A 12385-nucleotide genomic window follows, 5' to 3' on the forward strand; every position below is an offset into this window, starting at 1 on the left:
AATTGTTACTATTATAGTTTATCGTCTCATGTTCTACTTATCCATACATTTACCTGACTTTTTTCACTATAAGCACAATGCATTTTTCGATAGGTTTGCGATTTGTCACAAACCAACAGTTTTAATCGGTAATTTTGCTATGGATAGCACCGTTATTGTTGGCTGAATATCAAACATGCAGCGTGCGCATTATCAATTCCAATCAGGGGTCAATATGTTTGGACTAACTGCGCTGGAACTGGCTCGTATTCAATTTGCGTTTACAGTCTCGTTCCATATTATTTTCCCAGCGATCACCATTGGGCTCGCGAGTTTCCTTGCGGTACTCGAAGGCTTATGGCTGAAAACTCGGGATAAGGACTATATAAAATTATTTCATTTCTGGTCGAAAGTTTTTGCGGTCAATTTCGGTATGGGAGTGGTGTCTGGTTTGGTAATGGCATACCAATTCGGCACTAACTGGAGCTTTTTTTCCGATTTTGCCGGTAGTGTGACTGGACCTTTATTAACATACGAAGTACTTACTGCCTTTTTTCTTGAGGCAGGATTTCTCGGTGTCATGTTATTCGGCATGAACCGTGTTGGGGAAAAATTACATTTCTTTGCGACCTGTATGGTTGCTCTCGGGACGATTATCTCAACTTTTTGGATCCTTGCATCCAACAGCTTTATGCAAACGCCACAAGGATTTGAAATTGTTGATAACCGTATCGTCCCCGTTGATTGGTTAGCCGTTATTTTCAATCCCTCTTTCCCTTATCGCTTATTGCATATGACAACGGCGGCCTTCCTCGCGGCGGCATTTTTCATAGGGGCGTCAGCGGCATGGCACCTGCTTAAAGGCAATCGCTCTTCCGCCATGAAGAAAATGTTTTCCATGTCACTATGGTTAATCTTAATTTTAGCACCTCTTCAAGCGCTTATTGGTGATGCTCATGGATTAAATACATTGAAACATCAACCCGTTAAAGTCGCCGCGATGGAAGGACATTGGGAGAATAAACCCGGTGAAGCTACCCCATTGATCCTGTTCGGTATTCCTAATATGGAAAAAGAGAAAACTGAATATGCGCTCGAAATTCCCTATCTTGCGAGCATCATTTTGACACACAGCTTGGATAAGCAAGTTCCCGCGTTAAAAGATTATCCACCCGAAGATAGACCGAATGTGTTTATGGTGTTCTGGTCATTTCGTGTCATGGTTGGGCTGGGTTTATTGATGATCGCCGCTGGCGTTTGGGGATTATGGTTGCGCTACCGTAAAAATCTTTATGAATCAAAAACCTTCTTACGTTTTATGTTTGTCATGGCACCCTCTGGTTTGATCGCTATTTTAGCCGGTTGGTTTACCACAGAGATAGGACGTCAGCCTTGGGTCGTCTATGGATTACAAAGGACATCCGATGCGGTCAGTGCTCATGGCGAAATGCATATGAGTATCAGTCTATTAGCATTCTTTATTGTTTACGGTAGTGTTTTTGGTATTGGCTATATGTACATGATGAAATTAATTCGCAAAGGGATCCAGGAGGATACAACTCATGGGCATTGATTTACCACTTATTTGGTTTGTCATCATTGTATTCAGTATTTTGATGTACATTGTTATGGATGGTTTCGATTTAGGGATTGGTATCTTATACCCAGCCCTGAAAGATAGCCAAGATCGCGACTTGATGATGAACAGTGTCGCGCCTGTGTGGGATGGCAATGAAACATGGCTAGTATTAGGTGGTGCGGGTTTATTTGGTGCCTTCCCCCTCGCCTATGCCATTGTACTGGATGCGCTATCGATTCCTCTCACCTTTATGCTATTGGCCTTGATTTTCCGAGGGGTTGCTTTTGAGTTTCGTTTCCGAGCCGATGAATCACACCGCAAGCATTGGGATCATGCCTTTATCTGGGGTTCTATCTTTGCCACTTTTGTACAAGGTGTTGTTGTTGGTGCCTTTATTCAAGGTTTCCATGTCGAAAACCGTGTTTACATGGGAGGCTATTTTGATTGGTTCTCACCATTCCCATTATTCTGTGGTTTCGGCTTAGTTATTGCTTATGCCCTACTCGCTTGTGGCTGGCTGATTATGAAAACCGAAGGACACTTACGACAAACAATGTACCGTTTATTACGCCCATTAACGTTATTAATGCTTGCCGTGATCGCGGTCATTAGTGCATGGACGCCTGTCCTTAATGAGGCTATTTATCAGCGCTGGTTTAGCCTTCCAAACCTATTCTTCTTCCTACCAGTACCGTTATTAGTCCTTGGTTGTGTCTATATCATGTTAATCAGTGCCAAACGCAAACGGTCAGACAGCGTGCCTTTTTTAGCGGCCTTAACATTGATTTTCCTTGGCTTTACTGGTTTAGGCATCAGTATCTGGCCAAACCTGATCCCACCTGCGATTAGCTTCCGTGATGCCGCAGGACCAATGGAAAGTTTAGGCTTCATGCTGGTTGGCGCACTGTTTATTATCCCTATTATTTTGGTTTACACCTATTGGAGTTACTATGTCTTCAGAGGAAAAATTACCCCAGACCAAGGCTACCACTAATCACACTGTTTCATCGCCATGGTGGAAAAAAATAGGTTGGATGGCAATAATTTGGTTTGGGAGTGTCCTAGCGTTATTTGCCTTCTCATCCCTATTTAGGCTATTAATGACCGCCGCGGGAATGAAAGTGAAATAAATTTCGTTGTTTGGAATGCCGTATTGTGTCAAATACGGCATTTTTTTACTCTAAAAATGTTTGGTTTTCGGTGATTTATATTCAAGAAAAGCATGATATGATAATGATAACAATTCCCAAATAATAATTTTATCATTATCATTAATAAAAGGAGACCGCCTGTGGCAAATGACAAACCAGTCGAAAAAAATATTTACCGCCCGGCGCCACCACAGCTGATTCAGGTCAAATCTGTTACCGATATTAGCCCTTCAATTCGTAGTATCACTTTCACTGGCGAACGGCTTGGTGACTATCCAACCCAATGTGAAGGTGGCCATATTAAAATTTTCCTTGCCCCCGATTTAAAAAGCCAGCCTGCATTACCTATCCTCAGTGAACATGGCCGTAGTTGGCCTACCGATAAGCCACGTCCGTTTGTTCGTACCTACACGGTGCGTGCGATCCGTCCGGAAGTGAAAGAAATAGATATTGAGTTCGCCATGCATGACGGTAATGAAGGTCCTGCTTACTTGTTCGCTCGTGATGCTGTAGAAGGTAACTGGATGGGAATAACCAACCCAGGTGGTCCAGACCCATTATTACCGCATAGCCAGCATTATTTTATGGCTGGAGACTCTAGCTCCTTGCCCGCCATTGCAGCCTTACTGGAAAAAATGCATGCAAAAGCAACCGGTAAAGTGGTTTTACGTTTAGACCACCCAGACGATATGCGTGAATTAATCAAACCAGCAGGGATTGAGGTGATATGGGTTTGTGGCGGCATCAACAAAACTGAAGAATTAATCAATACCTTCAAATCTTGGGATATTCCCTCTGAAGATGCTTCATTTTGGATCGCTGGCGAAGACCAAATAATTCGCGATTTGCGCCGTTTTGTACGTCGTGATAAAGGCTTTGGTCGTGAAAGCATTTATGCTATTCCTTATTGGCGTTATGGCTATGATGAGGAAGGTTATCATCAAGAAAGACATCACGTCATGGATAACCCTGACGATTAAGAAGTAACAATAGCGAATAACATGAAAGTGATGGTTATTACCATCACTTTTTCTATAACGCAATGCGTGTCAATATGTGCTTTATTCTGTCACTCACTTTTCAATTATTATCATGTGATCTATTGTATTTGCTTAACTTTAAGAAGGAGTTCTTATGCGTATAGGATTATTAACCGCTTTGATAGTCGTCCTTTCAGGATGCTCAACCCCCTCCCCTGATGATAAAAAAGAGGTTCAAGTAAAGAGCGACCCATATGAAGATAGCGTGCTAAATACGATCAAAAAAAATCAGGACATTTATAAAAAACAACAAGAAAGCAAACCTAGATAATCAATGACTCATTTATCAATTATCAAAGGAAAAGATTTATTGCACTCTTTTCCTTTGATTTCAAATAATTAGACATATTCCCATAAATTCTATTTATTCAAATTTAAAAATAAATTTTTGCACCTAACAAATGTTATGTTATAACATAATGAAATTCATTTATGACTATGGGAACATTTCAATGATTAACAACCCCTTTATTGCTATTGCTCTGAGTCTCAGCTCACTATTGATGAGTGTTAATGCTCTAGCCCACAGCCATGCACATCCTCAGTCAGAAAAAGCCAAACAAGCCAGCAAAGGCTTTTTTGATGATGCAGATGTCAAAGATAGAAAACTCAGTGATTGGGATGGGATATGGGAATCTATTAACCCGCTGTTATTGTCAGGGAAATTAGATCCTGTTTTAGAACATAAAGCAAAAACCAATAAAGATAAAACGATTGAAGAATATCGCGATTATTATAAAAAAGGTTATAAAACAGACGTCAATAATATTAGTATTGAAAACAATATCATTGAGTTTAGCCAAAATGGTCATGTCAGCCGCTGCGAATATCATTATTCAGGATTTAAGATCTTACAGTATGCATCAGGTAAGAAAGGCGTTCGCTATTTATTTGAATGCCAAGATGCGGCATCGAAAGCCCCTAAATATATTCAATTTAGTGACCATATTATAGAACCGCAACCTTCAGGTCATTTCCATCTTTATATGGGGAATGAATCCCATGAAAAATTATTACAACAAATGGATAACTGGCCGACTTATTACCCATATTCGCTAAATGATGAACAAATTGTTCATGAAATGCTACACCACTAATTGGCATTAATACTTTAAATAGCCCCAGCGAGCTAATTCGCCGCTGGGGCTTAACAAGCTATTAATGGCTATAAGCTAATAATGCACGATGACACAGTGTCGAACGAACACAATCATCAACTGAAAAATTCACCATCGAGACCATTTCATCGCTGCTAAAACGTTGCAATGCATCGGCCAACCCCGATATGACCCCTTCAGGTAAATCACACTGAGTCACATCACCATTCACAATTACGGTGACATTTTCCCCCAGCCGCGTCAAAAACATCTTCATTTGACTAACGGTGACATTTTGCGCTTCATCTAAAATCACAATGGCATTTTCAAACGTACGACCACGCATGTAAGCAAATGGCGCAATTTCAACTTTCGCAATTTCAGGCCGTAAACAGTATTGTAAAAAGGAGCTGCCAAGCCTTTTCACTAATACGTCATAGACAGGACGGAAATATGGCGCAAATTTGTCAGCCATATCTCCGGGCAGAAAGCCTAGGTCTTCCTCTGCTTGTAAAACAGGTCGTGTGACAATAATTTTATTGATATCTTTATTAATTAACGCGTCAGCCGCCAATGCGGTACTAATATAAGTTTTACCGCAGCCAGCTTCGCCATTAGCGAAAATTAACTGTTTATGTTTAATGGAATTAATATAGAGCTTTTGAGCATCATTACGTGGGGTAATTGTCGACATATCACGTCGTTCTTTTGCCATGCCGATTGGCTCAATCCCAGTAAAATCAGCAAAAGAGGATACACTTGCCATTTCGTAACGACCAGCGCGTTCTTTACGTAATGAACGTTTCATTTCACGGCGCGTCTTTGTTGCAGCTTTCTGTCTACTCATAGTATTAACCCTTCCAGGTATCGTTAAAGTCAATTCAAATGACGGACTATTCAGAACAGAGAGGAGCTCCCTTCAAGCTCATGTTGGTTGAACATGCAATAAAAAAACCGGTTACTTATCTCACCATGACAACAACATGATGGAGTAGTAACCGGTCTTGTGCGCATACAAACAAAGACTTAGTTCCCATTAGTTCCTCCCTGCTAGGTTATACCCGTAAACTAATGAATTTCTATGACACTATTATGACAAAATCGATAAAACTTAAATGCTTTGGCTATTATTGAGTTACGCTTATTCCTATTACCAGACTATAACTCTGCCTTCACGTTGTATGCAACAATAAATTAACATTTTTCTCACTGCGTATTTAATTTGTGTTTTAGTCTAGCTTAAGAAAATTCTGACTGATATCTGGCTTATTATGACTATAGTTTATTGATACTTATTGGAAAAAACATTATTTATTACTACTTAAGTAAAATTTCATACCTCTATCAATAGGGATATTATGCTAAAGCTAAATCTATTAAAACCAACATTATCCTTTTCATTCGCTTTGCTTATTTCGGGTTGTCAGCTACTCACACCAACCTCCTCTCAATCAGATTTGAATGCTCTCAATGAGCTTAAAGGCTACGAATTCCCTTCAACTCAAGTACCTAAAGGTACACCGAATGGCCCTTATGAGTTCCACTATGATAATGGTCAATTAGAGTCAAAAAGCTGGGTGAAGAATGGTTGTTTAGATCGTTATCTTGAATACTTCTATGAAAATGGCAAAACGAAAATGTATACGCCAATTCAAAATTGTCAGGTCAATGGACTGGTGAAAATATATCATGAAGATGGGCGTAAAGATCTCGAAATGACCGCAAGCAATGGGAAATTAACGGGTCCATTTAAAGTTTATCATGATACCAAAAGCAACAAACTTCAGGCTTCTGGTGTATTTAAAAATGGTGAACCTCAAGGCACTATTTCAGAATTTGATGAGAATGGCCAGTTAATCCAAAAATTTAATGTCATCAATGGCAAGATAGTGACTGCACAATAAACGTAAAAATCCCCCAACCAATATAATTGGGGGATCCTTTACTGAGAAGATAAAACTAAAATGCCCTTTACCTGATGACGTTAAGGTTTGCAGTTACCTGCTAATTCATATCCCGCAGCTTGTGCCGCAGATTCATCAGCAAACATTACCGCATTTTTATCTGCCGTGGTTTTAAAACCAGAACAATGTGACAAATGGTATTTATGCGAATTACGATTTCCTTTTACCTGCGTCGTGGCTTTAGGCGTTTCCGCTTTTAATGCCTTTGTCATTGGTTGTGATGACGCCTTTTCGGGTGTCTTTATCCCTTGCCCGCTATTTTTATGCCCTAATTCCCATTTCATTTCTCCTGTCACGAATGGATTATGGTGTCCCATCACTGCGGCAATACGTTGGTCACGTTGTTTTTCCCATTGGCTCGGTGGATATTGTTTATCCCAAGCCATCAATAATTGCTGCTGCTGACGAGACATGGAAAGATTATAGCGATCGTGCATATAAAAATAGACACGTGCAACTTGCCCTTTGACTTCATTACGAGGTTCAAAAACGCGCTGTTGAAAATCCACCCGACTACGACACTGTCCATAAACATACGCGGCATTTGCGGGTAGCTGAGCATAACTATAATTACTACGGTCACCATTAACTTCACCTATTGATGGTGCTAAGTTATGCATATCCGCTTCCATTTTGCGAAAAATAGCATCTGTTGACACACAATTTTTACGCCCACCATTTTGCCAACATTGTCTTTGATGACCAAAAACCCATGCTGGAACAATATGCTCCCATTCGATGCGTTGCGCTCGATTTTGTTGTTTGCGCACTTGATAACCACATGAGGCTAAATCGACTACCCCCCCACTTTTTCCTGCCCAGTTCCATTCACATCCACAATATAGCGTTCCCTCTCCTTGATGGTTTTGATCCATATACACTTTGGTTTTACTTAAGACTTTTGCTTCATCAAATGTAGCTGGAGCTGCGATAAGTGGGAATGTAAATAACAATAATAAAAATGATAGCACCCATTTTGGGCACCAAAAAACATCTGTTCTACTCAAAATAACACCACTGATGGTTTAAGATTAAACGATTAACATAGATGCTTTACTGCATCCCGTAATATACTGCATATTTTCTGAACGCAGCTTCAGTTAGCTAAATATAAGCTTTTTTGTCGTGAATGAATATTAGAGGCACACTATTTTACAATTAAAGAATACTCCCAATAGGGCATCATATACTGATATTAAAGCAATTTGATAATCACAATTATCTTAATCGTCGGTAGTGTCTGTCTATTAATTAATCGAATATTTAATAATAAAAGCTAATTAAATAGCTTTAACATCTATTTTATCAATTGCAATATTTTTATAAAAACGAAGATAATAGAATCCTTCAGCAATATTATATTTGCCAAAGGTTTCTATTCAATGTTATACACTCGGGCGCTTACGATATAACCATAAACCAGGAAGGGATAATCCGATTGATAGAGCGCCAACAATAAATGAAGCTCTTAAAAAGTTAGTGACCAATGTTTCAAATAATTCGGGGGTGTAGCCTAAATGAGAAATCTTTACAACAGAGATCATGGCTGTATAAGCACTAATGCCAGGAAACATGGGAATAACTGCTGCCACAGTAAATACTTTAGGGTGTGCAAGCCACGTTCTTGACCATTGGATCCCAATCGCCCCAACAAGAATAGCAGCAATAAAACTTGCCCATTCAATATTGAGACCTAACGTCATCATGGTCATACGGGAACCATGGCCAATAGCCCCGAGCAAGGCACAATATTTTAATGCCTTAACCGGCACATTAAATACCATTGCAAAGCCAACCGCTGGAATTGCCGCAAGCAACATATCTTCTAAGAGTGCGAATAAAAAACTCATGCCCATTCCCTTAAATTCCACACAGCCATTGCAATAACAACACCTATACAGGTCGCAAGCGTCAATAAACTGGCCATCGTCCATCGAGCGAGTCCGGTATTAACATGTCCTTTAAACATATCTGCTACCGCATTAATTAATGGAAAACCAGGTACTAATAACAATACGCTTGCTGCCATAGAAATACTTGCCGTCGGTGCAAAATAAGGCATTTTAAGTAATAAGCCTGACACGGAAGTGGCGATAAAAGCAGTAATACAAAAATTAATTAATGGATTCATTTGTCGAGAAGTGAGTACCTGCCGAATATACATGGCGCAGCCACTCGCAATAAAGGTCACTAGTGAACCATCCCATCCCCCACCGTTTAATTTACTAAAACAGGCGCAAGATAGTGCCACCATTAAAACCATTATCCAACGTGGATAGCGTAGCGGTTTTATAGAAGATAACTTTTTCTGTAGATGTTTACGATCGAGTAAATGATGCTCAACTAATATCACGGCATGCTGTACTTCCGTGACGACATGCATATTAATTCCACGGTCAATAATACGTCGAGTAGAAGTTAAACAATGGTCGTTAATGATGGTTGTCAAAACCAATGAATTTGAAGAAATAGCACTATCAACTTGATCTGCGCCTAGAGCGATACCTAAACGAGTTGTTAACTGTTCGACCAACATGCTTTCGGCACCATGCTGAAGCAATAGCAGGCCACACTGCATACACAATCGTGTGATTTCTCTTTGCATCTCAGATACGGCATGCTCCCCCTGCCACTCATCACTTGCATATCCTTTCATTCCCCTTCCCCTCAAATACAGCGCCATTATTCAGATAATTATTTAAACATGATAATCTTTGACAATATCATAAAGAGAAATAATAGCCTGAATCATGATCTCTTTCAGGTTAAAGCATGATTAGTCAGCACTAGCTGCATCTTTCGTGTTAAGAATAGTTAAAATTAATCGTAAAAAATCATAATTCTAGGATAAACATTGCATGAATAGCCCATTTCCTGCCAAAACCCCTAAAGGACAGCGCCGTAATAAAGCATTAATCAGTGCAGCCTCTGATATTTTTATTCAATATGGGTTTGAAGGAACAACGCTTGATATGATAATTGAGCGTGCGGGAGGTTCTCGGTCGACTTTATATAAAAACTTCGGGGATAAAGAAGGATTATTTGCTGCCGTTATTGAGTCTATGATTGATGATATTTTCACCGATGATGATGACAGCACACCGACAAAACAGACTATTGAATCCATTTTATCTTTTTATGGCGCTCGCTTTTTATTAAATGTGATCAAGCCACAATCTATTGGTTTATATCGGTTAATCCTCGGAGAATATAATCGTTTCCCTGAAATTAGCCATGCTTTTTTCGAACAGGGCCCTGTTCGTAGCTATCGGCTATTAACTGAAAAGCTGCTCAGCCTACCTGAAGTCAAAGTCGATGAACAAACATTATTAAGCATCTCATCTCGATTTTTAGAAATGTTAAAAGCCGATGTTTTTATTAAAACTTTCTGTGTCTCTAACTTTAAACCTAGCGATGAATTTATCTCCAAGCAAATTACGCTTTCCGTAGATATCATCGCCAGTTATATTCGAAAAATTAGCCAATAACCTGTCATGATGCGACCAATGCCGTAGCACGTCGTTTTGCTGCGGCGGTGTCATTTTCAATCAATACTTCAGGTCCATATAAAGCAGAAAGTAACGGCGCCATTTGTTCCATATCTTCTTTATCACTTGCATCAGGTTGTAATGTCACAATCATGGCTCGGCAATGTTCTAACATGGGTTCTCTCGCATGCTTTAACCAACGGCGGACATATTTCATCGCGGCGATATGCTCATCTGAAGCTTTCCCTTTTTTCTGTTTAACGGGTGGATAAACTAACGCAAATTGCATTCTTTTTGCTAATAAGAGATCCATCTCCTCTAGCCATAAACGAGTCTCATCCACTGTTTCAGGGAATGATTTTATGACACAAACAGGCCATTCCGTCGTATCAATCACTATTTTATTCTGCATACCTTATTTCCTTCATGACTAAAAATGTACTTAACTGTACACTTTTAAAGTTCAGTGAGTCAATAATGATTCTCATTAATATTTATGCAATTTATGCTATCTTGATAATGCCAATATTACAGATTATTCCTAATATGCTTAAAAAACACCTTCTGCTGAAAATATTGATTGATGGAGGAGGTGTCTTTTTGAATATGGGATGCTATTCTCGGCTTATTGTTACATCAAAAAAGCGAATAAATTATGAAAAAATTACTTCCAGTTGTTTTCGGGATATTGACGGCATTAACTGCATTTAGCGCGAATGCAGGAAAAAATTGTGATACTTATTTTCAAGAAATGAATACGCTTGTTAAACAGGCGGAAGAGCAGTACAAAAGTGATCCTAATGTGAAAGAAAGAATTTCTGAAATGAAACAGCAATTAGAAGATGCCAAAAAAGCACTTGCTGATTACCCTGAAGAAGCTCAAGAACAAGCTTGTCAACAAGGTATTGAAGCAATCAAAAAAGCGAAAGAAGCCGTAGAAGGTAAATAATCGTTTTATTTTTATACCCATAGCACTTCACTTATATGGGGATAAATGCCCTTCGAGTTAACGTAACAATATATTATCTCTCAATATGCCATTACATTAACTTAACTTGGGTAAGACCAGTATCATACTGGTCTTACCCTTAATAATATTATCTCACGACTAACACAGAGATTGTCGCATAAGAAACAATACCTGAAGCATTTGAGCCTAATAAATGTGTTGAAATACTAGGGTTACGTGAGCCAATAACAATTAAGTCAGCGCCAATTTCTTCTGCTTCCGCGAGTACTTTATCGCGCGGCGATCCAAAAGCCACTTTATAAGAGATATCTTCATGCGGATAATCGATCTTAGCGATAATTTCTTTTAACTGCTCTTCTGAGCGTTCAACCGCTTTTTTGGCGAATGAAGATAAAAGATCATAATGATAGCTATAGCTCATCGAAAATCTTGATACATCGGGAACTGAGTGAAAAAGATGTATTTTTGCTCCTGACACTTTTGCCAAATAAATTGCATGTTTTAATGCCTTATCTGTCAGAATATCCTCAGAAATATCTACAGGAACCAAAATTTTACTATACATGCGATACCCCCATTAATTATTTATATTTTGTTATCAGTCACTTAAACCATTTATGACTAAGTTCTGATAACAAGGAGACACTGTTGGATGCTTATCATTTTTGTTCACTAAAAGTATAGTATTAATAAAATCAAACTGCCGTGAGCTACCAGACTATTTGTAAAATCGAGTTCACAATTTTATCAAGACACTAGTTATCTTCTAAATGCCATTTATGCAAAATACGGTGTAAAAAAGGCGTGACAATTAAACCAATACTGATAATGAACACACTCTGTAAAAATAAGCCATAAATAGCAATAAAAAATCGTCCACCTTGAGTTATTGGCGCTGGTTCTATTGATTGACCACTTAACATCGATAATGCGTTAAGCATCGACTCCATTAACGAATGCCCTTCAATAACATAAAAACCAAGAATACCCGGTAATAGCCCAAGGAAAAAAACCAGTAATGATATAAAATAGAATCGTAATACCCTTAATACGAAATGCTCAATTCTCAGCACTTCTTGAGAAAACTTTTCCATAAATACGTTTACCATCCCGATAG

Annotated in this window: 16 protein-coding genes; 9 read left to right on the top strand and 7 right to left on the bottom strand. The window is 39.0% G+C overall.

Going from position 1 to position 12385, the window contains the following annotated elements; all coding sequences use genetic code 11:
* Nucleotides 1-214 precede the first annotated feature (214 nt).
* The 6 genes from O7C57_RS11805 (at nucleotide 215) to zinT (ending at nucleotide 4846) form a co-directional block, all read left to right on the top strand.
* Nucleotides 215-1552 carry a cytochrome ubiquinol oxidase subunit I gene (locus O7C57_RS11805; RefSeq protein ID WP_196713043.1) on the top strand — a complete coding sequence of 446 codons (1338 nt, stop codon included), beginning with the start codon at nucleotides 215-217 and terminating at the stop codon, nucleotides 1550-1552.
* A complete protein-coding gene (cydB, locus tag O7C57_RS11810; RefSeq protein ID WP_154623907.1) occupies nucleotides 1542-2552 on the top strand; it encodes a cytochrome d ubiquinol oxidase subunit II in 1011 nt (336 codons plus the stop codon). The genes O7C57_RS11805 and cydB overlap by 11 nt, the downstream gene beginning before the upstream one ends.
* A complete protein-coding gene (locus tag O7C57_RS11815; RefSeq protein WP_154623908.1) occupies nucleotides 2509-2688 on the top strand; it encodes a DUF2474 domain-containing protein in 180 nt (59 codons plus the stop codon). The genes cydB and O7C57_RS11815 overlap by 44 nt, the downstream gene beginning before the upstream one ends.
* 161 nt (nucleotides 2689-2849) lie before the next feature.
* Nucleotides 2850-3689 (top strand): siderophore-interacting protein, encoded by an 840-nt coding sequence (locus O7C57_RS11820; protein WP_163861943.1) that lies wholly within the window; start codon nucleotides 2850-2852, stop codon nucleotides 3687-3689.
* Nucleotides 3690-3843: 154 nt separating this feature from the next.
* Nucleotides 3844-4020 carry a hypothetical protein gene (locus O7C57_RS11825; RefSeq protein ID WP_163860441.1) on the top strand — a complete coding sequence of 59 codons (177 nt, stop codon included), beginning with the start codon at nucleotides 3844-3846 and terminating at the stop codon, nucleotides 4018-4020.
* Between the two features lie 181 nt (nucleotides 4021-4201).
* Entirely contained in the window at nucleotides 4202-4846 is a 645-nt protein-coding gene (zinT, locus tag O7C57_RS11830) for a metal-binding protein ZinT (protein WP_269723177.1), read from the top strand.
* A 61-nt stretch (nucleotides 4847-4907) separates the two neighbouring features.
* On the opposite strand, the gene phoH is transcribed toward zinT, so the two are convergent.
* Nucleotides 4908-5693 (bottom strand): phosphate starvation-inducible protein PhoH, encoded by a 786-nt coding sequence (phoH, locus tag O7C57_RS11835; protein ID WP_269723178.1) that lies wholly within the window; start codon nucleotides 5691-5693, stop codon nucleotides 4908-4910.
* Between the two features lie 511 nt (nucleotides 5694-6204).
* Here phoH and O7C57_RS11840 point away from each other — a divergent pair.
* Nucleotides 6205-6750, top strand: coding sequence for a toxin-antitoxin system YwqK family antitoxin (locus tag O7C57_RS11840; RefSeq protein ID WP_163861946.1), 546 nt, complete (start codon nucleotides 6205-6207; stop codon nucleotides 6748-6750).
* An 80-nt stretch (nucleotides 6751-6830) separates the two neighbouring features.
* On the opposite strand, the gene O7C57_RS11845 is transcribed toward O7C57_RS11840, so the two are convergent.
* The 3 genes from O7C57_RS11845 to O7C57_RS11855 all read right to left on the bottom strand — a co-directional run bounded on the left by O7C57_RS11845 (nucleotide 6831) and on the right by O7C57_RS11855 (nucleotide 9466).
* Complete coding sequence (locus O7C57_RS11845) at nucleotides 6831-7817, bottom strand: endonuclease (RefSeq protein ID WP_154623912.1); 987 nt, start codon at nucleotides 7815-7817, stop codon at nucleotides 6831-6833.
* 378 nt (nucleotides 7818-8195) lie between these two features.
* The gene (locus tag O7C57_RS11850; protein ID WP_163861948.1) at nucleotides 8196-8666 is read right to left on the bottom strand and encodes a threonine/serine exporter; all 471 of its coding nucleotides are present in this window, start codon (nucleotides 8664-8666) and stop codon (nucleotides 8196-8198) included.
* Nucleotides 8657-9466, bottom strand: a complete 810-nt coding sequence (locus tag O7C57_RS11855) for a threonine/serine ThrE exporter family protein (protein ID WP_154622126.1) — start codon at nucleotides 9464-9466, stop codon at nucleotides 8657-8659. The genes O7C57_RS11850 and O7C57_RS11855 overlap by 10 nt, the downstream gene beginning before the upstream one ends.
* A 202-nt stretch (nucleotides 9467-9668) precedes the next feature.
* Here O7C57_RS11855 and O7C57_RS11860 point away from each other — a divergent pair, with 202 nt between their 5' ends.
* Nucleotides 9669-10298: a TetR/AcrR family transcriptional regulator gene (locus tag O7C57_RS11860; protein WP_154622125.1), complete on the top strand. Its 630-nt coding sequence runs from the start codon at nucleotides 9669-9671 to the stop codon at nucleotides 10296-10298.
* A 4-nt stretch (nucleotides 10299-10302) separates the two neighbouring features.
* On the opposite strand, the gene O7C57_RS11865 is transcribed toward O7C57_RS11860, so the two are convergent.
* Nucleotides 10303-10710, bottom strand: a complete 408-nt coding sequence (locus O7C57_RS11865) for a hypothetical protein (protein WP_163861954.1) — start codon at nucleotides 10708-10710, stop codon at nucleotides 10303-10305.
* A 243-nt stretch (nucleotides 10711-10953) separates the two neighbouring features.
* On the opposite strand from O7C57_RS11865, the gene O7C57_RS11870 reads away from it, so the two are divergent.
* Entirely contained in the window at nucleotides 10954-11247 is a 294-nt protein-coding gene (locus O7C57_RS11870) for a DUF5339 domain-containing protein (protein WP_154622123.1), read from the top strand.
* A 148-nt stretch (nucleotides 11248-11395) separates the two neighbouring features.
* Here the strand turns inward: O7C57_RS11870 and O7C57_RS11875 are convergent, their stop codons facing one another.
* Both O7C57_RS11875 and O7C57_RS11880 read right to left on the bottom strand, forming a co-directional pair.
* Nucleotides 11396-11833, bottom strand: coding sequence for a universal stress protein (locus O7C57_RS11875; protein WP_154622122.1), 438 nt, complete (start codon nucleotides 11831-11833; stop codon nucleotides 11396-11398).
* A 190-nt stretch (nucleotides 11834-12023) separates the two neighbouring features.
* Nucleotides 12024-12362 carry a hypothetical protein gene (locus O7C57_RS11880; RefSeq protein WP_154622121.1) on the bottom strand — a complete coding sequence of 113 codons (339 nt, stop codon included), beginning with the start codon at nucleotides 12360-12362 and terminating at the stop codon, nucleotides 12024-12026.
* Between the last annotated feature and the right edge of the window lie 23 nt (nucleotides 12363-12385).

Origin of the sequence: Providencia sp. 21OH12SH02B-Prov (assembly GCF_027362595.1) — a bacterium.
GTDB classification, from domain to species: domain Bacteria; phylum Pseudomonadota; class Gammaproteobacteria; order Enterobacterales; family Enterobacteriaceae; genus Providencia; species Providencia zhejiangensis.